The organism is Amycolatopsis sp. NBC_01286 (genome assembly GCF_035982555.1).
Classification (GTDB): Bacteria; Actinomycetota; Actinomycetes; order Mycobacteriales; family Pseudonocardiaceae; genus Amycolatopsis.
This window is the reverse complement of the sequence record NZ_CP108428.1, coordinates 2110749-2132659: the sequence shown is the minus strand read 5'-3', so window position 1 is coordinate 2132659 and position 21911 is coordinate 2110749. Positions and strand designations below refer to the sequence as shown.

The window sequence follows — 21911 nt, the reverse complement described above, 5'->3', positions numbered from 1 at the left end:
GTTACCGCGTGATCCTGTGAAGAACTCGTACGTCCAGCTCAGAAGGCCAGCTGGAGCAGGGCGAACGCCGCGAACCCGGCGAACGCGAACCCGGCGACGCGCTGGATCAGCTTCGGCCGGATCTTGCCGCGGATCTTGCCGCCGATGAACACCGCGAGCCCGGCCACCACGACGAGCGCGGCGAACGAGCCGACGCCGACCGCGATCGGGTTGCCGATCCGGGCGGCGAGGCTCGCCGTCGCGAGCTGCGAGGCGTCACCCCACTCGGCGGCGAAGAGCACGCCGAACGACGTCAGCGCGGAGCGCCAGAAGGTCGCCGGCGAGGGGCCCGTGCGCGAAGCGTCTTCGCCCGCTTCGTCCGCGTCACTGAATCCCTCGCGAAGGAGCATGAAAGAGCCGAGACCGAACATCGTGGCGACGACCAGGGAAAGCACGACGTCCGGCAACAGCGTCAACACACTGCCGAACGCGACCGCGATGACGCATTGCACGGCGAACGCGGCGCACACCCCGGCGAATACCGGCCAGCCCCGGAAACGGGTGGTCAGCACCAAGGTCGCGACCAGCGTCTTGTCCGGCAGTTCCACGGCGAGGACCAGGCCGAACGCGCTGATCAACGCCACCATCGCGGTAGTCATGAGTATTTCTCGCCCCTTTCGCTGCAACGATAAAGGGGCGGTTCAGTGGGTCGCAAGCTGATGGCTTCTGCGAAATTGCCGAATCGGTACCCATGAATTTGTCATCGCGGTCGGTCGCACAATTTTCTTCGGCACGCCGAATTTCCGGTTGTGGCCTGCGGTAGGTTGCGGTCATGGGGACGGAAGCGCGTACTGCGCAGGTCAACGAGGTCATCCGCCGGCTGGACGCGCACTACGTCTTCCCGGACGTCGCGGCGAAGCTGGCGGAGGTGCTTCGCCGGCGTCTCGACGAAGGCGCGTACGCGGACCTCGACGACGTCGAGTTCGCGACGGTCGTCACAGTGGATCTGCAGTCGGTGAACGGCGACAAGCACGTGCGGCTGCGCCACCACGTCGACCCGGTCCCGGACGCCGAGGGCGACGGCGAAGCCTTCGACGTGGAGGCGTACCGGCTCGAAGCCCAGCTCTCGGGCTACGGCCTCGCGGCCGCGAGGCGGCTCGCGGGCAACGTCGGCTACCTCGACACGACGATGTTCTACCCGGCGGAGATCGTGCGGGACGCGGTCGCGGGGGCGATGACGCTGCTCTCCGGCACCGACGCGCTGCTGCTCGACGTCCGCCGCAACCGCGGCGGCGACCCGCGCACGGTCGCGATGCTGATCAGCTACCTCGTCGACGAGCCGACGCACTACCTGAGCATCTACGAGCGCGAAGGCAACAAGACCAGCGAGATGTGGACCTGGCCGTACGTGCCGGGCACGTTGTTCGGCGCGGGCAAGCCGGTGTGGGTGCTGACCGGGCCGGACACGTTCTCCGGCGGCGAGGACGTCAGCTTCTCACTGCAGCGGCTGGGCCGCGCGAAGACGGTCGGCACGGCGACCCGGGGCGGCGCGCACCCGCGCAACCAGTTCAAAGTGGACACCCACCTCGACGTGACCGTCTCGATCGCGCGCGGCTTCCACCCGGTGACCGGCGACAACTGGGAAGGCACCGGCGTCCGCCCGGACATCCCGGTCGACGCGGACGAGGCGTTCGACACGGCGTACGCGCTGGCGCTGAAGCACGTGCTCGACCTCGGCGACACCGGCCCGCGGCGGGCCGTCGCCGAGGAAGCACGGGCGGCACTCGACCGGATGTAGTCACCCAGGACGTTGGTCCTGGGCACATCGGGACCAGTTGAACTGGTCGCGCCGCCGGGCCCGGAGCACGCTGGGCTACGTGGAGGTCCTTGAGCTAGCGCGGTGGCAGTTCGGCATCACCACCGTCTACCACTTCCTGATGGTCCCGTTGACCATCGGGCTGTCGATCCTGGTCGCGGCGATGCAGACCCGCTGGGTCCGCACCGGCGAGCTGCGGCACCTGAAGATGACGAAGTTCTGGGGCAAGCTGCTGCTGGTCAACTTCGCCATGGGCGTGGTGACCGGCATCGTGCAGGAGTTCCAGTTCGGGATGACGTGGAGCGCGTACTCCCGCTTCGTCGGCGACGTCTTCGGCGCGCCACTGGCCATGGAAGGGCTCCTCGCGTTCTTCGTCGAGTCGACGTTCCTCGGCCTGTGGATCTTCGGCTGGGACCGGCTGCCGAAGAAGGTGCACCTGGCGTGCGCGTGGGCGTTTTCGCTGGCCACGATGGCTTCGGCGTACTTCATCCTGGCCGCGAACTCGTGGATGCAGCACCCGGTCGGCGTCACGTTCGAGAACGGCAAGCCGACGATGAACTCGATCTGGGCGGTGCTGACGAACAACACGGCGCTGGCCGCGATCCCGCACACGCTGGCCGGCGCGTTCTCGGTGGCGGCGGCGTTCCTGGTCGGCATCGCCGGCTGGCACCTCTGGCGCCGCGGCGACCACGCTGAGGTGTGGCGGTCGTCGCTGCGCCTCGGCGGCTGGGTCGGCATCGCCGCGTTCGCCGTCCTCGCGATCACCGGTGACACGCAGGGCAAGCTGATGTTCGAGCAGCAGCCGATGAAGATGGCGTCGGCGGAAGCGTTGTGCCACACGGAACAACCGGCGAGCTTCTCGATCATCGCGATCGGCGACGTCGCGGGGTCGAACTGCGAGGACGTCAAGACGTTCAACGTGCCCGCGCTGCTCTCGTTCCTGGCGCACAACGACTTCAAGACCGAGGTCAAGGGCGTCGAGGACCTGATCGGGGAGTACCAGGCGAAGTACGGCACGAACTACCCGGACGACCCGGACCTGGGCTCTCTGGCCGGCAAGCCGATCGACTACGTCCCGAACCTCCCGGTGACCTACTGGGGCTTCCGCATGATGATCGGCTTCGGCGCGGTGTCGGCGGGCATCGGCCTGCTGGCCCTGTGGCTGACCCGCCGCGACCGCATCCCCAGCTCACGCTGGTTCCCATGGCTGGTCCTGGCCGGCGTAGCTACCCCGTTCCTGGGCAACAGCGCGGGCTGGATCTTCACGGAGATGGGCCGTCAGCCGTTCGTGGTGGCCCCCAACCCGTCCGGCGTCGACGGCGTCTGGATGTTCACCGCCCAGGCGGTCTCGCGGTTGTCGACGGGCGAGGTCTGGACGTCCCTCATCGCCCTGACCACGGTGTACGCCGTGCTGGGCGTGGTGGAGCTGTACCTGATGCGCAAGTACATCCGCGGCGGCGTCGACGCGGTGATGCCCCCGAAGAAGCAAGACGACGACAACGAACCGGGCGACACGCTCGCGTTCGCCTACTGAGGCGGCGACGATGAGCACCCTGACCCAAACCAAACCCGCTGACCAGGCAAAACCCCCTGCTGCGGGCCCAAGCTCCCGCAAAGCAGCCCCCACCCGTCCCGGGGGGCGTCCCCGAACCCAGCGTATCGGCTTGGTCACTCTCACGGGTTACCCACAGCAAATCTGTGGACAACTCGACCACTTGTGGATAACTCACGGCGATCGAGGCTCGGTCACGGCCGAACGTCGGGCCGGCGTGCTAGGCGGCGTCCGATGACCCTCCCGACGATCTGGTTCTGCGTCATCGCCTTCTTCTGGGCCGGCTACCTGTTCCTCGAAGGCTTCGACTTCGGCGTCGGCATGCTGCTGCCCGTGCTCGCGCGCGACAACACCGAGCGCCGCGTCATGGTCAACACCATCGGGCCCGTCTGGGACGGCAACGAGGTCTGGGTGATCGTCGCCGGCGGGGCGATGTTCGCCGCCTTCCCCGGGTGGTACGCCAGCCTGTTTTCCGCCGCCTACCTGCCGCTTCTCCTCCTGCTGCTCGCCCTCATCGGCCGCGGCGTCGCCTTCGAATACCGCGGCAAGGTCGACTCCGACCGCTGGCGCCGCACCTGGGACCGCGTGATCGTGGCCGGCTCGTGGATCCCACCGCTCGGCGTCGGGCTGATCCTCGCGACGACCGTCCTCGGCCTGCCCCTCGACGCCGAAGGCAACCGCGTCGGCTCCGCGTTCGCCGCGTTCCGCTGGGACACCCTGCTCGGCGCGGTCGCCGTCGCCGCCTTCTCGATCACCCACGGCGCCGCGTTCCTCGCCCTCAAAACCACCGGTGACCTGCGGGAACGCGCCCGGACCTTGGCGCTGCGCATGTTGCCGCTCGCGATGGTGCCGGTCGTCGCCTTCCTGGCCGTCGTCCAGTGGCGCGAAGGCACGCTGTGGACACTGCTCGCGTTTGGGATCAGTGCTCTCGCCGCCGTCGTCGCCTGGCTGAAGCTGCGCGCCGACCGCGATGGCCAGGCGTTCGCCGCGCTCGGCGTCGTCATCGCCGGGGCCGCCGTCACGATGTTCGGCTCGCTCTTCCCGAACGTCCTGCCCTCGACCCTCGACGCCGCCAACACGCTGACCATCGCCGACACGGCGTCGAGTCCGTACACGCTGACGGTGATGACCTGGGTCGCCGTCTTCGGCGCCCCCGCCGTGCTGATCTACCAGGGCTGGACGTACTGGGTGTTCCGCAAGCGCATCGGCACCCAGCACATCCCGGCGGTCCACGCACCATGACGCAGCTTCCCGGGCGCGCTCCCCATTCCGCCTCGGAGTCCACAGTGGACTCGGCGCGGCCGGGAAAGGGCCCGCTCGGCGCACTGCCGGCCCTCGTGCCGGCCGTGCGCCGAGCGCTGGCCCTGGTGGGGTTCCTCGCGTTCCTCAACGCCGCCGCGCTGGTGGCCCAGGCATTCCTGCTCGCCGACGTCCTCGCGGCGATCGTCGGAGCGGGGTCCGGGGGACGCACCGCCCAGCTGGCCGCGCTGCTCGCGCTCGTCGCGACGCGCGCGCTGACCGGCTGGGCGGTGCGCACGGTCGCCGCCCGCGCGGCCGCGACGGCGCAACGCGAACTGCGCGCGAAAGCCGTCGACCACGCGTTGCGCCTCGGTCCGGAGTGGATCGCCCGCCGCGGCCACGGCGAGCTGACGGCGTTGACGACCCGCGGCCTCGACGCGCTCGACGCGTACTTCCGCGAGTACCTGCCCGCGCTGGTGACGGCGGCCGTCGTCCCGCTCGGCGCCGGCGCGGCGATCCTGTTCGCCGACTGGCCGTCGGGCGTGATCGTCGCGCTGACCGTGCCGCTGCTGCCGATGTTCGCGATCCTGGTCGGCAAGTACACCGCCGGCCGCGTCGCCGGCGCCACGGACGCGACGCACCGGATGTCCGAGCGGCTCCTCGAACTGGTGCGCGTGCTGCCGGTGCTGACCGCGTTCCGCCGCGCGGACGCCCAGGCCGAGACGGTCCGGAAGCTCTCCGAACGCCACCGCCGCGCGACGCTCAAGACGTTGAAGGTCGCCTTCTCCTCGGCGTTCGTGCTCGAACTGATCGCGACGCTGTCGGTCGCGCTCGTCGCGGTGGTGATCGGCGTCCGCCTCGCGGGCGGCCACCTGCCGCTGGCCATCGGGCTGGGCGTGCTGATCCTCGCGCCGGAGTGCTACCAGCCGCTGCGCGCGGTCGGCGCGGCGTTCCACTCCAGCGAGGACGGCGTCGAAGCGGTCCGCCGGGTCGTCGACCTGCTGGCGGTGCCCGCGCCTTCCCGCGGCAGCGCGCTCATCGACGGCCGTGACCTGCGAGTTTCCGCTCTACGGGTGGCGCGGCGCGGCGGTTTCGCCCCGGACGGCGAGACGTTCGCGATCCGCCCCGGCGAGACGGTCTGGTTGCGCGCCCCCAGCGGCGGCGGCAAGTCGACGACGCTCTCGGCGCTCCTCGGCTTCGTCCCCGCGCACGACGGCAGCATCACTATCGGCACGACGAACCTCGCCGACGCCGACCTCGCGCGCTGGCGGGAGCAGGTCGCGTGGGTGCCGCAGTCGCCGGTGTTCACCGGCGGCACGGTCCGCGAAGAGGTCGGCTCGGACGTCGTCCTCGCCGAACTCGGCCTGGCCGGGCTGGCGGAACGTCCGGTGGCGAAGCTTTCCCTGGGCCAAAGACAGCGCGTCGCGGTGGCGCGGGCATTGCTGCGGGTCCGCGACGGCGCGTGGCTCCTCCTGCTGGACGAGCCGACGGCCCACCTCGACGAGGCCAACGCGCGCCTGGTGCTGGACGCGGTGCAGCACGCCGTCGACCACGGAGCCGCGGCGATCATCGCGGCCCACGAACGCACGGCAGCGGTCGATATGTCGACAGTCTCGCCCGTTGTTTCTGACGCGTCCACAGTGGACTCTTCTGGTTCGCGCCTGCCCTGGCGTGCCCTCCTGGACGGACGTCTCTTCGGCGGCGCTTTCCTCGGAGCGATAGCCCTGCTGGCCGGGGTCGCGCTGACTGCGACGTCCGGCTGGCTCATCGCCAAGGCGTCCCAGCAGCCGCCGATCTTGACGCTGACGGTCGCGGTGGTCGGCGTCCGCGCGTTCGGCCTGGGCCGCGCCGGTCTTAGGTACGTGGAACGCCTGGTCACGCACGACGCCGCGTTCCGCATCGCGGGCCGCCTCCGGGTGAGGCTATGGAAGTCCCTGGTCCGCCTCGGCCCGGCCCGGAGTCTGCGCGCGGGCGAAGGCCAGCAGCGCCTGGTCGCCGACGTCGACACGGTGCGCGACCTGCTGCCCCGGGTGGTCTCGCCGCCACTGGTGGTCGCACTGGTCGCGGCCGGAGCGATCGCGGTCCAGGCATGGGTCCTCCCCGCCGCAGGCTGGACCCTTGCGGCGGCGGTCGCCCTGGGGTTGTGCGCCCCACTGGTCGCCCTGCGAGCCGAACGTCGAGCAACGTCAGCCTTGGCAACGGGCCGACGCGACGTCGCCACCCGGGTCTTGGTGCTCTTCGACGCGGCAGCCGAGCTACTCGCCTTCGGCCGGGCGGTGGAGCACCGCCGCGCCCTGGCCGAGGCGGACACCCGGCTGGTGACCCAGGCCCGCCGCCAGGCATTCGGAGCCGGCGCGGCGGAAGCCTTGGTGACATTGGCCTGCGGCACGGCGGCGATCGTGAGCACGGCGTTCGCGTCGCAGGCGGTCGCGGCCGGCCGTCTCGACCCGGTGCTGGCGCCGCTGCTGGCACTGGTGCCGTTGGCGCTGGCGGAGGTGCTGGCGCTGCTACCACCGGTGGCCCAGCACTGGGACACGCTGAAGCAGGCCCGCCACCGCCTGACCGACACCCCAACCACGGGCGGTCACACCAACTCGGCGCCAACCAAGCCGCGGGTCGGGCTGGTGGCCGTGGGGCCGCGCCAGACCGAACAGCGCCCGGCCGACATCGATGCTGCTCGGCCCCGGACCGAAGTGGCGGTCGCCGGGTCGCTCCTGGGCGAGTTCGGGGGTGGCGAGCGGCCGTCCGTCGAACTTTGTCGGGCTGACCTCGGGTGGCCGGATGGGCCCGTCGTGCTTCGTGGGGTTGATCTGGCTCTTGCTCCCGGGACCTATGCCGCCGTCGTTGGGGTCAGTGGAGCCGGCAAGTCGACGCTGGTTGCCGCGCTTCTCGGCTTTCTCTCGCCTTCGCGAGGCGTCGTCAACGTGCCCGATGGTGTCGCCTGGGCGCCGCAGCAGCCGATGCTGGCCGCCACCACCGTGGGCGAAAACCTTCGGCTGGCGCGGCCGACCGCCACCGAGGACGAACTGCGGGAAGCCTTGCACCAAGCCGCGCTCGACGATGTCGGGCCGGAGACCGTGCTCGGCAGTGGTGGCAGTGGGCTTTCCGGTGGGCAGGCGCAGCGCGTGGCAGTGGCGCGGGCCTTGCTCGGGGCGTCTTCGGCGGGGCTCGTGCTGCTCGACGAGCCCACCGCGCACCTCGACGAGCCGACCGCGCGCGCCTTGCGGGAACAGCTGCGTGTGGTGCTGGCGGGGCGGACCGTGGTGCACGTGACCCACCGGGCCGACGAGGCCGAACACGCGGACGTGGTGCTCGAGGTCCGGGACGGCCGGGTCGTCACGCGAGTGCCGGTGGCGGGGGTGACGTGATCGATTCCCGCTGTGTCCTTGCCGCGCTGCCGCCACGCCGCGCGATAATGACGGAACTCATGGATCCGACGCTTGCCGCGCGGGCACTGTCCGCCGCCACCGAGATCACCAGCACCGCCCTGTCCGGCGACGACCCGGGCGCGGTGCTGGACACAGTCGTCGCCCGCGCCGCCGAACTCGCCGACGCCGACCTGGGCCTCGCCATGGTCAGCGCTGACGACGGCCGCGTCGTCGTCGAGGCCGCGCACTACGCCATGCCGCACCCGAGCGAGCTCGCCGCGCCGACGAGTGCGGGAGCCAGCGATGTCGATGCGGCCCCCGACGCTTCAGAGGCCGGGGCGCTGGGTGAGGCCGGACGTGCGAGCGAGCCGGGCGCGTCGGGCAGCGACACCACGACGGCGCCCGGCATGTCGCCACGCACGCCCGAGCTAGGCGCGACGGCAGCAGTCGTGCCGGCGCCAAGCGCGATGGCGCCAGACGCGTCGAAGCTAAGCGCGCGGGAGCCGGGTATGTCGGAACCGGGGACGCCGCAGCCAGGCGACGCCGCGCCAACGACATCAGCGCCAAGCGCGCGCGAGTCAGACGCGACGGAGACGGGCGCGGCACCAAGCGCGCGCGGCGGCGAGTCGGCATCAGTCGGCGACAGTGGCGCTGGCCCCGTCGTCGGTGAGTCGCTTCGTGGGCTTTCGCTCTCCGCCGACTCCGCGGCCGGGCGGGTGGCTCGGGGTGGTGAGCCCATCGCCAGCGATGACTTCACCGTCGATCCGCGGACCGCGCCCTACGTCCCTGCCGAGCTTCACGGCTATGGGCCTTTCGCGGCCGCTCCGTTCGGGTCCGGGGGGCGGGTTCTCGGCGCGCTCACCGTCTACCGGAAGCAGGGGCGTGAGCCCTTCTCCGCGGGGACCGTCGAAATGCTCGTCGCCTTCGCTGCGCAGGCCGGGGTGGTGCTTGCGCTTGCCGAGGGCGCCAATGCTCGCCACCGCGTCGCGCTCTACGAGGAGCGGGAGCGGATTGCTCGCGAGCTCCACGACGTCATCGTCCAACGGCTCTACGGTGCCGGGATGCAGCTCGACCGGGTGCGGCGCAACATGCGCAAGCGGTTCGCCCAGGCCGACGGTGTTCGCCTGTCCGATGCGATCGACCAGCTCGACCAGACCATCGAGGAGATCCGCGGGACCGTGCGCGCGCTGCGGTCCGCAGAACCTCGCCACGACACCGGCACGCCTGCCGATCTTGCCGAGTCGGCGCGCGGCGAGGTCCGTATCGCGGGGGAGCTGCTCGGCTACCCGCCGACCCTGGAGCTGTCCGGTGAGTTCGCCGACGTCCCCGCCGAACGGGCCGACCACATCCGGGCCGCCCTGCGTGAAGCACTGTCCAATGTGGTCAGACACTCGGGCGCGAGCGAAACCCGCGTCACCTTGGCCCGTGACTCGCACGGCGTGAAGCTCCGCGTCCGGGACAACGGTTCCGGGGTCCCCCAAGGTGTCGCCACCCGTGGCCTGCGCCACCTCGCCGAACGCGCGGACGCCGCGGGCGGGAAGTTCTTCCTGAACTCCTCGCCCAGCCTCGGCACGCTCGTCGCGTTCGACCTGCCACTCGACTGAAACCGGCACACACGACCGACAAGACTCGGCCTCACCCTTCTCGGGTCATCCAAGCCTCCTTCCCACGTCCTCAGGAAGGATCTTATCGAATTCTCGAACATATATTCGACTCACGTTCGAGTGAATCCGGAGTGCGCAAACCCCGCTTGACGTGGCGCACGGTGACACGACCGTGAAAAGTACGCAGCGAACGGCGGCTTGCGGACAGCTCGGCTGCGGCGGGTTACTTCTCCCGGCGCGCGACCCAGGCGGCGGCCTGCGTGCGGCGCTGCATGCCGAGCTTCGCCAGCACCGACGTGACGTAGTTCTTGACCGTCTTCTCGGCGAGGAACAGCCGCTCCGCGATCTCCCGGTTCGACAGGCCCTGGCCGATCAGCTCGAGCACGTCCCGCTCGCGCTCGGTCAGCGCGGCCAGCTCGTCCGTCGGCGGGTGGCGCATCTTGTCCAGCACCCGCGCGGTGCTCACCGGGTCCAGCAGCGACCGGCCGGCCGCGACCTCTCGGACCGCGTTCACCACGTCCTGCCCGCGCACCTGTTTCAGCAGGTAGCCCGCCGCGCCGGCCATGATCGCGCCGACCATCGCCTCTTCGTCGTCGAACGCCGTGAGCATCAGGCACGCCGGCGGGTTCGGTTTCGACCGCAGCTCGCGGCAGAGCGTGATGCCGTCGCCGTCGCCGAGGCGGACGTCGACCACCGCGACCTCCGGCTCGACGTGCATCGCGACCGCCAGCGCCTCTTCGACGCTGCCCGCTTCGGCGACGACCTCGATGTCGGGCTCGTCGCCGAGGAGGTCGCGGAGCCCGCGGCGGACCAGTTCGTGGTCGTCGACGAGCAGTACCTGGATCGGCATGCCCCCAGGTTACGGGGTGGGCGGCCAATTCGCTCGAAGAGGTGACGGAGATCGTCCGACATTCCGACCGGTACGTATTACAACGAATTTCCGGACGCGCGAAAACGCTGGTCAACGCGATTCGATCATCAATCCGGCGAAGAATCACGAGGCGCCCGGATTTTGGTTGGGTGCTGGCGTTTACCGGCAACCGTACGAATTTCGGAAATGTCCGTAACGGCCTCGACGTGGCCGCGATATTAACCACGCATCGCGGCGCCAGAGCCGTGTTCGACTCCGATTCTTCCCCGGAAGGACTTCCGTTGTCCTTATTTCGTCGTGCCCTGACGACGGCCGCAGCCGTCGCCGGGCTCGCTCTCCTCGGCCCCGTCTCCCTCGCCTCCGCGCAGCTCGCGACGCCTCTCGCGGTCGACCACCTGAACTGCTCGGACTTCCGATACCAGGAGGAGGCGCAGGCCGTCTACGACCAGGACCCGTCCGACCCCAACGGCCTGGACGGAAAAGACAACGACGGCAAGGCCTGTGAAGACCTGCCGCACCGCCCGGTGCAGAACACCACGACGCCGACGACCGAGCAGCCGAAGCCGTCCTCGTCGACCTCGACGAAGACCCACACCACCCCGAAGCCGACGACCACCAAGAAGGCCACGACGGGCGGCCAGGTCAAGGTCAAGCCGGTCGGCGGTGTGGCCACCGGTGGCGGCGAGCCCGACGAGGGCACCCCCGGGTTCCTCCTGCTCAGCGGCGCGCTGCTGGCCGCGGCGATGTCCGGCGGGATGGTGCTCTACCTGCGCCGGCGCGCGAGTTGAGGCGGCCGCACCCACCGCTGTGGCCGGCGATCGCGGCGGTGGCCGCCGCGCTCGGCGTGGTCGTGGTCGTGGCACTCGTCCTGGCCTTCTCCTCACCGGCGACGGACGAGGTCGCGCCGCCGCCGTCGCCGCCCTACACGAGCGCCGCGGGGAGCGCCGGCACCACGACCGCCCCGCCGCACGGCGGGCTCCCGGCGGCGAAACCGGCGTCGCTGAGCATCCCGGCGATCGGGGTGCGCGCCGGGTCGATCGCCGATCTCGGGCTCACGCCCGGCGGTGAGCTGCAGGTCCCGCCCGACGCGACGACCGTCGGCTGGTTCACCGGCGCGCCGTCGCCCGGCGAGGTCGGGCCGGCGGTGCTGGCCGCGCACGTCGACTACAAGCACGTGCCCGGCGCGTTCAGCAAGCTGAAGGACCTGCGCTCCGGCGAGCTGGTGCGGGTGGGCCGCACCGACGGCCGGACGGCGGTCTTCACCGTCTACCGCGTCGACCGCTACGCCAAGGCCGACTTCCCGACCGACGAGGTCTACGGCGACACGACCGAGCCCGAGCTGCGGCTCATCACCTGCGGCGGCGCGTTCGACCGGTCGAGCGGGAACTACCTCGACAACGTCGTGGCGTTCGCGAAGCTCACCGCCGTCGAGGCTTAAGCCAGGTCGATCCGCGCCAGCTCGAGCCGGCGGTAGGCGCGGTCGTGGAGCGACCAGACGTCGAGGACGTCGTCGTCCAGCTCCGGGTACGCGATGACGAGCCGCGCGGGCTCGGCGCCGTCCGCGCGGTAGACGACGTCCACCGGGATGCCGGCTTCGAGCTGCCAGCAGAGTTGCTGCTGCTTCGGCGTGAGCCGCCCCGCGTAGCGGTCGCTCATCGCCCGCGCGAGCTGCCCGCGCAGCAGGCTCGGGCCGCTCGGCGGGGCCGCCAGCAGCCGGTCCGCGTGGTCCAGCGGGTCGGGTTTCCGGTCGGCGGCCTCGGGATCGCGGATGGCGACCTTCGGCTCGCCCTGCTCCCGCGCCGGCAGCACGATGCTCCCGTCGGCGGCGTGGTGCGTCGGCGCGTAACCGGCTTCGCGCAACGCTTCGAGCGTGCGCAATGCGTCCATTGTGGACGTCAACACCGTCGGAGCCACTGAACGCAGGCCGAGTTTCACGAGCTTGCGGTGCGCGGCGATCTCGGCGAGCACCGCGGGTTCGCCGGTGACGACGCTCGCGACGTCGAACACCTGCGCCTCGCCGTGCCGCCGCGCGACGTCGTTGACCAGGTACACCAACGGTTGCGGCAGTTCGCCGCCGGCGATCGCCCCCAGTTCGCCGAGCAGCTCGGCCGCCGTCGCGCCCTGGTCGAAGGCCCGCCGGACGGTCGACGGCGAGAACCGCCAGCTCGTCGCCATGCCCTGGGTCTCGCGATCGGCGGCGCGGTCCAGCTGCGCGGCGAGGCGGGCGTCGGGGGAGCCGGGCACGATCGCGGTCAGGTCGGTGCCGAACAACGCCGTCGTGCGGGCGTGGGCCACCAGTTCTTCGGTGACGGCCACGAGCTTGCCCGGGTCGAGCAGCGCGCGCCCGGCCTTGGTGACGGCGCCGTGCGCGACGGCGCCGAGCAGCTCGCCCTCGGCGAGCGCGGCCTGCACGTGCCCGGCGAAGTCCTCCGCCGCCAACATCGGCGCGTGCCACTCGGCGAGCCGCGTCAGCGCGTCGACGTCGGTGATCCCGGTGCCGGGTGCCAGCCGGGCCAGCAACCGCACGACCAGCCGTCGCACCTGCGCGCCGTGGCCCGGACCTTCCACCGGCGGCGCGGGTTCCCACCAGGTCGTCAGCAGCAGGCGGTGGAGCAGCGCCGGGCCGGGGCGGACGACGTCGGGGTCCGGTTCGAGCGTGGGCGGCGGCGCCTTCTGGCCCCGGCGCGGCGGGTTGGGCTCCTCGGCCAGCAGCAGCCCGGTCTGCACGGCGAGGTCGATGGCCAGCTCGATCTCCTCGGGCGTGGCACGGACCTCCTTGGCCACCTTCTTGATCAGCCGCGACCCGATTGTACCGTCCTTGAGCAGCGGAAACGGCTCGGCGGCGGCGAGCTCGAGCACCGCCGAGACGCGGTCGAGCAGCCGCAACGCGGCGGCCGACGACGCGGCTTCGGCCGACTCGGCTCCGATGTGGACGACGGGGGTTTCGGGCTCCACCGGCGTGAAGGGCAGGGGGTGGTCCGGGCCGCGCAGGGCCAGCGACACCTCGACGGGCATGGCGGCGCTGCCGTAGTACGTCCCGAACAGGAAGCCGCGCTCGAACGCCCAGGCCTCCGGCGTGCCCGGCAGCGGCGTCACGGCGTTGATCTCGGGAACGCCGTCGGCCATGTCCCGCAACAGTTTCTGAACGGGCTCCGGTGCGGTGCCGGCCAGCTCGCGCAGGCCGTCGGCGTCCTGGAAGAACTCCACGAGACCGCTCAGCAGCTCGGTTCGCCGCACGTCGTCCGGCAGGCCGACGGCCCGCGACAGCTGCGCGAGCCGCGTCGTGCCGAGCTCGCCGAGCAGGTGCGCGGCCGGTTCGCCGAGGCCGTCCGCCCGGAAGTTCGTCCGGTGCAGCAGCTCCGGCAGCGTGACGCCGCCGGGCTCGCGCCAGACCAGTGCCCGGTCCGCCAGTTCGTCCACAAAGGACTCGGCGACAGCGGGATCGGTGCCGAGCAGCCGCGCGACGTCGTCGATCGACGCGGGTCCGGTTCCCAGCGCGTGGCAGAGCTGCAGGGCGCGCACGACCTGCGCGTGCGGCGTCGGCAACCCGATCAGGGCCTCGTTCAGGGAGGCGGCGGTGCCGAGCCGGGCGGCGACGACGTCCAGCCGCCGTGGCCACGGCTCCCCGAGCACGTCCGGCCGGTGGGCCAGCACCGTCGCCAGGCGCCCCCGGTCGAGCCCCGCGAGCCGCCCGAGCAATCCGTCGGCGGTGGTCATCGGCCCAGGTTAACCGCCACCTGATGGTGTGGTCCGTCAGGGCTGAACGGGTGGATTGATCGTTTGGGTGTGACAAGCGGGTCCCGCTAGACGATCTCTCACCGGTACGCGGGAGGAGGGGCAATGGCTGCACACGACGACGTACGCCGATCGGGCGAGTTCCGCCGAAAGCGATCTTCTGGAATGCTGGAAGGTCCGTCGCAGAACGGCGGGCCCTCACGTGCCGGGCACGTGAGGTCGACCGTTCCGTTCTGCCGAGGGGGATCAGCGGCATGACCGCGCAACTGGATACCGGGCGGCTCGACGTCGTCGCCGAGAAAGCCGTCGAGTGGCGGCGCAACCTCATCGACCTCAGCTTCCGCAACACCCTGCTCTACTTCAAGAGCACCAAGCTGGGCAGCCTTGAGCTGACCGACGCCGACCCGGCCGCGCTGACGGAGTTGACGACCCGCGCCAAGGTGCGGCTGAGCAAACTGGTGCCCGCGCCCGAGAAGCTCAAGGACGCCTGCAGCCGGGCCCGGAGCCTCGGCAAGCGCATCCAGCTCTTCGAAGAGGAGCAGGGCCTCGACGTGGGCCGGATCGCGTTCGGCCTGGTCCGCATCACGCCCGGGCAGCGGCAAGGCTCGGTTCCGGTGCCCGCCTTGCGGGCGCCGCTCTTGCTGCGGCCGGTCACCATCAAGGCCAGGACGACCTCCGAGAGCGACTACACGCTCGAACTGACGGACGAGCCGGAGCTCAACCCGGTGCTGCTCCACGCCCTCAACGAGCAGTACGGCGTCGACGTCGAAGGGCTCGCGGACCGGGTTGGCGAGGTGATCGACACCACCGCGGACCACACGACCCAGATGGAGGCCGCGCACGCCCGGCTCGCCGAGGTCGCCGCGGCTCAGGGGATCCAGCTGCAGCTGGAGAAGGCCGTCGTGCTCGGTACGTTCAACTACGAGAAGCTCCCGATGGTCGAAGACCTGGCGAGCGCGACCGAGCTGCTGGCGTCGCACGACCTGGTCGCGGCCATGGCCGGGTTCGTGCCGGCAGGCGAGTCACTGGTCGCGGAAGGCGGGTTCCGGCCGCCGGCCGTCGACTCCTTGTCGCCGGCCGACGAGTTCCTGGTCCAGGACGCGGATTCGTCGCAGCACCGGGCGATCATGACGGCCTTGTCGGGCCGGCACGTCTTCATCGAAGGCCCGCCTGGCACAGGCAAGAGCCAGACGATCGCGAACATCATCGCCGGGGCCGCGGCGACCGGGAAGAAGGTGCTGTTCGTCGCTGAGAAGCGGGCGGCGATCGAGGCGGTGCTCAACCGGCTGGCGGCCGTCGGGCTCGAGAGCCTGATGTTCGACCTGCACCAGCAGAAGATCAGCAAGCGGGAAGTCGCCCAGCAGCTCGCGCTCAGCCTCGACCAGCTGTCGAGGGAGCCGCCCGTCGACGTCACCGCGTTGCACAACCGGCTGTCCGGCGCCCGGCAGCGGTTGCTCGACCACTCGCGTGAACTCCACACGCGGCGGCAGCCGTGGGACCTGAGCGCGTACGAGGTCCGGCAGCGGCTGCTCGACCTGCCGCCGGGCCCGGACGTCCGGGGCGCCTTCCGCGGCAACCAGTTGCGAGCGTTGGACGCCGCTGTCGTCGTCCGGCTCGAACAGGACGTCAAAGACTTCGTCGACCAGGGCGGTTCGCGGATCCTGCGCCGCGAGACGCCGTGGTGCAACACACAGGTCCGCACCGAAGACGAAGCCGAAGCGGTTCTGGTCCAGCTCGACCAGGTCGCGAACCAGACGCTGAAGCGGAGCCAGACCGGGATGCAGCGGCTCGTCGCGCAGGTCGGGTTGCGGCAACCCCACGACTTCTCCGGCTGGGATCAGGTGCTCGGCCTGCTCGACGGCATCACCCAGAGCGTCGGCACCTTCGGCTCGACGATCTTCGGGACCCAGCTGGACGACTTCGCGCAGGCGGCTGCCGACCGCGCGACGCGAGCGCGCTACCAGCACCGGTTGTCGTGGCTTCAGCGGCGAGCACTGCTGAAGCAGCTGCGATCGATCACGCGGACCGGCTCGACCAAGAAGCCTGCGCTCCACGCGGCGTTGACGACGGTGCTGGGGCAGCGGCAGCGCTGGCGGGAACTCGGTGGTCCGGATGTGGTGCCCGCCGAGATCATCGGCCTGGACCAGGTCACTCAGGACTTCGCGCAGTTGCGCAACCAGCTCGCGGCCGTGGCCGCGTCCGCGCGGTGGCCGGATCTGGCCGCCGGGCCCGCGCCCGAGGTCGAACAGAAGCTGGCGGCGTTGGAAAGCGACCGGAACATGCTGTTCAAGATGCCGGGCCTGAACACGTTGCTCGACCGGTTCCGGCGGCTGGGCCTCGACCAGCTGCTCAACGACATCGCGGCTCGCAACCTCGATTCCGGCGAAGCCTGGCGGGCCTTCGAACGCATCTGGCTTTCGTCGATCGAGGACGACTTCAAGTTGCGGGTGCCGGAACTCGGGCAGTTCGTCGCGGACCGGCAAAGCCGGGCCGCGGCCGACTTCCGGGCCGCTGATCGAGAGCACTTCGCGACGGCGGCCCGGCGGGTGCGCCGGCAGGTGGCCAAGCACGCCCGCGAAGCCCAGGACACCTATCGAGACCAGGCCCAGATCCTCAAGAAGCAGGCGAGCCTGAAGACACGGCACATGCCGACCCGCAAGCTCGTCGAGAAGACCTCGGACGTGCTGCTCTCGCTCCGGCCGTGCTGGGCGATGTCCCCGCTCGTGGTGAGCCGGATGCTGCCAGCCGAGCGGCTGTTCGACCTGGTCATCTTCGACGAGGCGAGCCAGATCCGCCCGCACGACGCGATCACGTCGATCATGCGCGGCGAGCACCTCGTGGTCGCCGGGGACGAGAAGCAGCTGCCGCCGTCCAGCTTCTTCGACCGGGCCATCACCGTCGACGACGAGGACGATGACAACGACGAAGGCGACCTCTCGGACTACGAATCGGTTCTGACGGCGCTTCGGCCGATCATGCCGTCGCAGGAGATGCTTCGATGGCACTACCGCAGTGCTGACGAGCGCCTGATCGCGTTCTCCAACAAAGAGATCTACCGCAACGGCCTGGTCACCTTTCCCGGCGCCGAGCGGGAAACACCCGTCACGCTCGTCACCGTGCACGGGGAGGCGTCGCCCGGGCAGAGCGGTTCGGCTCCGGCCGAGGTCGAGCGCGTGGTCGAGCTGATCATGGAGCACGCCCGGACCCGGCCGGGCGAGAGCCTCGGCGTCATCACCCCCGGCATCAAGCACCAGGCGCGCATCGAGCAAGGGCTGATGCGCGCTCGCCGCGACAACCCGGACCTCGAGGAGTTCTTTTCCGACGACAAAAAGGAGCTGGGCCGCCGGTTCTTCGTCAAGAACCTGGAAAGCGTCCAGGGTGACGAGCGGGACGCGATCATCCTCAGCGTCGGTGTCGCGCGCACCGCATCAGGCAAGATCAACAGAACGGGATTCGGGTTCCTCAACCGGAAGGGCAGCGAGCGCCGGGTCAACGTCGCGGTGACACGTGCGAAGCGCCGGATGACCGTGGTCGCCTCGTTCACGCACCACGACATCGAGCCGTCGACCGAGGTCACCGGCACCGAGTTGCTCCGGCGCTACCTCGAATTCGCCACGCACTTGCGTGTCGACCAGGTCGGGCGTCCAGTGGACGCGCCGTTGAACGGGTTCGAGCGTTCGATCCTCGACGCCCTGGTGGACCGCGGTGTTCCCGTCCACCCGCAATGGGGCTTCTCCGAGTACCGGATCGACTTCGCGTTGGAGCATCGCGATCAGCCCGGGCGGATGGTGCTGGCCGTCGAGGCCGACGGGCACCGCTACCACCAGTCTCACAGCGCCCGGGACCGGGACCGGCTCCGCCAGGCCCACCTGGAGAACCTGGGCTGGCGGTTCCACCGCGTCTGGTCTTCGGCCTGGTTCGCCGACCCGGAGAAAGAAGCCGGCAACATCGTCATGGCCTGGCACCAGGCGATGGCGAAGGTCGACGCCGCGCCGCAACCGGCCGTGGAACCCGCTTCGCCGCCGCACGCCGAACCGCCACCGTCGGCGGTCCGCGGGCCGCGTCCGCGCGTCCCGTCGGGGCTGCCGATCCAGGAATACGGCGAGCGGCAGCTCATCGAGCTCTGCCGCTGGCTCATGAGTGACGGCTTGTTGCTCGGCGCCGAGGAGCGGCTGGGGCAAGCCATGGCCGAGCTGGGTTTCCGGCGTCGTGGCCCGCGCATCGTCGAGCGGCTGAGCCGCGCGATCGAGATCGCGCAACATCTCGCGGACAAAGAGGAGAACTGAATGTTCCCGTTGGACTCCCGGACGGTCGGCCGGCTGGCCGAGGTCATCGTCGACATGGATGGCGCCTACGAGCGGAAGGGTTACCAGCTGGAGGAGCTGCTCCGGCACGCCGGCTGGGTGGATCCGCCCGAGTACGACGGCTCCCCGCGAGTGCCGTGGCTACGGGATCAGCTCACGGAGCGCGCCGGTAGTCAGGCGGAGGTCGAGCGCCTGCTCTGCCGGGTGTGTGATCCGATCGAATACGACGACGGCGCGGTGACCGCGGATGAGTTCCGGGCGGTGGTCAACGAGAAGCTGGCCCCGGAAGGCCTGGCGGTCACGTTGGTCGGCGGCCGCCCGGTGATCGGCGAACTCACCGCGGACAGCGAGCAGCCGAGGTACTCGGTTCCGGCCGAGATCCGGAAACGTCTCGGTTCACTGATCACCGACACCGGCGCGGTGGACATGCTGACCCGGCGTGTGGAGGAAACCCAGGCCTGCGAGGCCGGTGGCGCCTACACGATGGCGATCATCGGCATCGGCAGTTTCGTCGAAGGCCTGCTGCTCACCGTTCTGACCGAGCGTGACAACGACATCAGGACCAACGGATTCGTCAATCCGAGACAGCAGAGTCAGCGGATCAACCCCGATCGGGCGACGCTGGAGATGCTCATCGACATCACGCACGCGAAGGATTGGATCCAGCTCGACGCGAAGAAGTTCGCGCACAACGTCCGCGACTTCCGGAACTTCATCCATCCCCGGAAGGAAATGTCGGAGCAGCCTCGGTTCGACGCGGACAGTGTGATGCTGTGCTGGGCGCCGGTGCACGCCATCCTGAACGATCTGGAGCAGAACCTGCAGCCGATCGGGTCGTGAACACGACGAAGGCCTGGTCGCGGTTCGCGACCAGGCCTTCGATTGATCGGGCTACGTGTCGCAGGCCACGCCGTCGTGGTCGCGGTCCAGTTCGGGACGGTAGCCCGGCTGCCCGATGTGCAGCGGCGCCGCGTGCGCGGCCCTCGCGGCCGCGCAGTTCTTGTAGTACACACCGCTGCTGGTGTCCGGGTCGGGTGCCGGCGGCGGCTCCTTCGCGGTCGTCCGGGCCGGCGGCTTCGGTGCTGCCTTGGTGCTCGGCGCCGGGGGCACCGTCGTCGGCTGCTGCGGTGCCGGGGGCGCGGGGAGACTCACGGACCCGTTGCACGGCGGTCCCCAGAATCCGCTGGCTGCCTGCCGAGCAGCGGTTTCGGTGACACCAAGGGTCGATGTCGCGGCCTTCAGGTAGCCGTTTTGGACCGCCACGGTCGCGTAGTCCTGGCCGTCGGCCAGGGCCACCGCGGCTCCCTCCGCCGTCTCCGCGCCGAGGTGGATCACCGTGCCGGTGAGCTTCGTTCCAGCCCACGCCAGGGACTCCGCGCCGAAGCAGTCCGTACCTGCTCCGGTCGTGACGACACCCAGCACGTGCACGGTCTTGCGCGTGCCGTCGCTGCCGAGCGTCTCGAACGTGGCGGCGTCCGACACGGTCGCCACGGTGTAGGTCACCGCGACCGGTGTCGGGATGGCGCTGGTGGTGGGCGCGGCCGACGTCGTCGCCGCGGGCGCCGCCGTCGTGTCCTGCTGGGGTGCTTTCCCGAAGATCGCGCCGAGGACGAACAAGACACCGAAAACGGCCAAGATGATCGTGAGCCATTTCGGGAATCGCTTTTTCGGACGCGGTTGACCCGGATCGGATGGGTGCATGCGAAGTTGTCCTCGTTCCTCGACGCGACGTGCCGACCTTGGGTTCGCGAAAACTCCGGCCGACGTTACGCCTCAGCACGTAACGGACCATCATCTGTTATCAGGTGGAATCTTGCTGTCACGATTGAGTCACGAACAACAGTTCTTGGTCGAAAAACTGTCACGGTTCCGTGGCGCGACGCGATCTGTCAGCGTGATCGAATCTCTCCCGTTGTCGGCCGCCGGAGGCCATTCAGCGCACGGTGTCGACTTCACCGCTGTGGAAATCCGCGCTACAGGGTTGAAGCCGGGGCACGTCGTCGAGCTCGCGGCGGTGCGGGTTCGATCGGACGGCGCCGTCATCGGTGAATTCACGACCTTGGTCAACCCCGGACGCGGAATCTCGCCGGGCTCGGAGCTCGTCCACGGCGTCACGCGGGACGAACTTGACGAGTCTCCGCCGTTCGGCGCGGTGCTGGGCCAGTTGCTGGACCTGTGCGCAGGCAGCGTCATCGTCGCCCACAACCTGCCTTTCGTCGGCGGCTTCCTGAACAGCGAAGTGGCCCGCCTCGGCATCCGGCTGCCCGCGCTCCCCGCGGTCGGCACGCTCGCCGCGGTGCAGAGCATCACCCAGCTGCCCAACTACCGGCTCGCGACCGTGGCGCACGCCTTCGGTGTGCCAGGCCGGCTCGGACAGCAGTCGCTGACCGATGCCCGGGTGGTCGCGCGCCTGGTGACGACGCTTTTCGGCCGTCACGGGTTCACCTTCGCGGTCGCTCCGGCCTTCCCGCCGGTTCCGCGGTACGGCACAGCCGGGAAGCTGCGTCCTCGCACCGCCCGGCCGCAGGACGAGCAAGGATGGATGGCCGACGTCGTCGAGCGCGTCGTGATGGGACCGGTCGGCGGCGATCCGGCGCTCGGGTACGCCTACCTCGACCTGCTTGCCGGAGCCGTCGCCGACGCGCACCTGACGCATGACGAAGTCTGGGCCCTGGCCGCGCTGGCCACCGAGGCCGGGCTTCCCGAAGCGCAGGCCCGTGCCACTCACGAGCAGTTCGTGCTGGCACTTCGGGCTGTCGCCGAGGGCGACGGGGTGGTGACCACCGCGGAAGCTCGTGAGCTACAGCAGGTGGCGACCGCGCTCGACGTGGCCGAAATCGTCGGTGATCTGCGTCCGACGGGCGGCGGTAAGCCCACGAGGGTGCTTGTGCTCGGTAGCACGGCCGCGGCGGATCACCTGCGTGCCCGCGTCCTGGACGAAGGCGCGCAACTCGCCAAGAAGCTGACCGCGACGGTCACCCACCTGGTCCGCGACGACACGGTTCCGGACCACGAACCGAGGCTGGCGCGTGCTGCCGAACTGGGAGCGGTGGTCCTCGACGTCGGCGAAGCTCCGGTCACCCTCGGGTTCGAGGCCGCACCGGTCGAACCGCCGCCGGCGCCGCAGGCCATGGCTGTTGCGCCCGCACCCAGGCCGGCGATGCCGGCCCCGCCGCGTCCGCCGGTGCCGCGCCCGACGCAATTCATGCCGCGTCCGGTTGCGACTACGCCGCCGGAACCCGCCGTCGCGGCGGCGCCTGCCCGGACCGGAAAAGTAGTCGGCGGGCGGGTCCTGATGGGCGTCGGACTGCTGCTGATGTTCATCGTCGTCATCGCGATGTTCGGCGGTACTCCGCTGGTCGCCGGGATCTTCTTCGCGATCTTCGGGGTCGGCGCCCTGCTCGGCGGCTGGTGGCTCACGGAGCCGGAAACTCGGTAGCCTC

At 70.4% G+C, this 21911-nt stretch carries 13 protein-coding genes and 1 pseudogene; 10 read left to right on the top strand and 4 right to left on the bottom strand.

The window, feature by feature from the left end; translation table 11 throughout:
- Nucleotides 1–38 precede the first annotated feature (38 nt).
- Nucleotides 39–626 (bottom strand): TMEM165/GDT1 family protein, encoded by a 588-nt coding sequence (locus OG570_RS10365; RefSeq protein WP_247063852.1) that lies wholly within the window; start codon nucleotides 624–626, stop codon nucleotides 39–41.
- Nucleotides 627–811: 185 nt separating this feature from the next.
- On the opposite strand from OG570_RS10365, the gene OG570_RS10360 reads away from it, so the two are divergent.
- The 5 genes and pseudogenes from OG570_RS10360 to OG570_RS10335 all read left to right on the top strand — a co-directional run.
- The gene (locus tag OG570_RS10360; RefSeq protein ID WP_326956363.1) at nucleotides 812–1777 is read left to right on the top strand and encodes a S41 family peptidase; all 966 of its coding nucleotides are present in this window, start codon (nucleotides 812–814) and stop codon (nucleotides 1775–1777) included.
- A 79-nt stretch (nucleotides 1778–1856) separates the two neighbouring features.
- Nucleotides 1857–3329, top strand: coding sequence for a cytochrome ubiquinol oxidase subunit I (locus tag OG570_RS10355; RefSeq protein ID WP_326956362.1), 1473 nt, complete (start codon nucleotides 1857–1859; stop codon nucleotides 3327–3329).
- 252 nt (nucleotides 3330–3581) lie between these two features.
- The gene (gene cydB, locus OG570_RS10350) at nucleotides 3582–4589 is read left to right on the top strand and encodes a cytochrome d ubiquinol oxidase subunit II (RefSeq protein WP_326956361.1); all 1008 of its coding nucleotides are present in this window, start codon (nucleotides 3582–3584) and stop codon (nucleotides 4587–4589) included.
- Entirely contained in the window at nucleotides 4586–7954 is a 3369-nt protein-coding gene (gene cydD, locus OG570_RS10345; protein ID WP_326956360.1) for a thiol reductant ABC exporter subunit CydD, read from the top strand. The genes cydB and cydD overlap by 4 nt, the downstream gene beginning before the upstream one ends.
- A 653-nt stretch (nucleotides 7955–8607) precedes the next feature.
- Nucleotides 8608–9558 (top strand): annotated as a pseudogene (locus tag OG570_RS10335) (histidine kinase); the annotation flags it as partial.
- A 223-nt stretch (nucleotides 9559–9781) separates the two neighbouring features.
- Here the strand turns inward: OG570_RS10335 and OG570_RS10330 are convergent.
- Nucleotides 9782–10408, bottom strand: a complete 627-nt coding sequence (locus OG570_RS10330; protein ID WP_247059859.1) for a response regulator — start codon at nucleotides 10406–10408, stop codon at nucleotides 9782–9784.
- Nucleotides 10409–10710: 302 nt separating this feature from the next.
- Here OG570_RS10330 and OG570_RS10325 point away from each other — a divergent pair, with 302 nt between their 5' ends.
- Nucleotides 10711–11217: an excalibur calcium-binding domain-containing protein gene (locus OG570_RS10325; protein ID WP_326959962.1), complete on the top strand. Its 507-nt coding sequence runs from the start codon at nucleotides 10711–10713 to the stop codon at nucleotides 11215–11217.
- Complete coding sequence (locus tag OG570_RS10320) at nucleotides 11214–11867, top strand: class F sortase (RefSeq protein ID WP_326956359.1); 654 nt, start codon at nucleotides 11214–11216, stop codon at nucleotides 11865–11867. The genes OG570_RS10325 and OG570_RS10320 overlap by 4 nt, the downstream gene beginning before the upstream one ends.
- Here the strand turns inward: OG570_RS10320 and OG570_RS10315 are convergent.
- Entirely contained in the window at nucleotides 11864–14146 is a 2283-nt protein-coding gene (locus tag OG570_RS10315; protein WP_326956358.1) for a helicase-associated domain-containing protein, read from the bottom strand. The genes OG570_RS10320 and OG570_RS10315 overlap by 4 nt on opposite strands.
- Nucleotides 14147–14418: 272 nt before the next feature.
- Here OG570_RS10315 and OG570_RS10310 point away from each other — a divergent pair, with 272 nt between their 5' ends.
- A complete protein-coding gene (locus OG570_RS10310; RefSeq protein WP_326956357.1) occupies nucleotides 14419–18450 on the top strand; it encodes an AAA domain-containing protein in 4032 nt (1343 codons plus the stop codon).
- Nucleotides 18451–19308 (top strand): hypothetical protein, encoded by an 858-nt coding sequence (locus tag OG570_RS10305; RefSeq protein WP_326956356.1) that lies wholly within the window; start codon nucleotides 18451–18453, stop codon nucleotides 19306–19308.
- Nucleotides 19309–19359: 51 nt separating this feature from the next.
- On the opposite strand, the gene OG570_RS10300 is transcribed toward OG570_RS10305, so the two are convergent.
- Nucleotides 19360–20103 (bottom strand): excalibur calcium-binding domain-containing protein, encoded by a 744-nt coding sequence (locus OG570_RS10300; protein ID WP_326956355.1) that lies wholly within the window; start codon nucleotides 20101–20103, stop codon nucleotides 19360–19362.
- Nucleotides 20104–20281: 178 nt separating this feature from the next.
- Here OG570_RS10300 and OG570_RS10295 point away from each other — a divergent pair, with 178 nt between their 5' ends.
- On the top strand, nucleotides 20282–21907 hold the full coding sequence (locus tag OG570_RS10295) for a 3'-5' exonuclease (protein ID WP_326956354.1): 1626 nt from the start codon (nucleotides 20282–20284) through the stop codon (nucleotides 21905–21907).
- Nucleotides 21908–21911: the final 4 nt, after the last annotated feature.

What these genes read in the sequence shown, in the direction of transcription:
- cydD (WP_326956360.1), top strand. Translation starts at nt 4,586, where the DNA reads ATGACGCAGCTTCCCGGGCGCGCTCCCCATTCCGCCTCGGAGTCCACA.
- OG570_RS10365 (WP_247063852.1), bottom strand. Translation starts at nt 626, where the DNA reads ATGGTGGCGTTGATCAGCGCGTTCGGCCTGGTCCTCGCCGTGGAACTG.
- OG570_RS10330 (WP_247059859.1), bottom strand. Translation starts at nt 10,408, where the DNA reads ATGCCGATCCAGGTACTGCTCGTCGACGACCACGAACTGGTCCGCCGC.
- OG570_RS10310 (WP_326956357.1), top strand. Translation starts at nt 14,419, where the DNA reads ATGACCGCGCAACTGGATACCGGGCGGCTCGACGTCGTCGCCGAGAAA.
- OG570_RS10315 (WP_326956358.1), bottom strand. Translation starts at nt 14,146, where the DNA reads ATGACCACCGCCGACGGATTGCTCGGGCGGCTCGCGGGGCTCGACCGG.
- cydB (WP_326956361.1), top strand. Translation starts at nt 3,582, where the DNA reads ATGACCCTCCCGACGATCTGGTTCTGCGTCATCGCCTTCTTCTGGGCC.
- OG570_RS10305 (WP_326956356.1), top strand. Translation starts at nt 18,451, where the DNA reads ATGTTCCCGTTGGACTCCCGGACGGTCGGCCGGCTGGCCGAGGTCATC.
- OG570_RS10360 (WP_326956363.1), top strand. Translation starts at nt 812, where the DNA reads ATGGGGACGGAAGCGCGTACTGCGCAGGTCAACGAGGTCATCCGCCGG.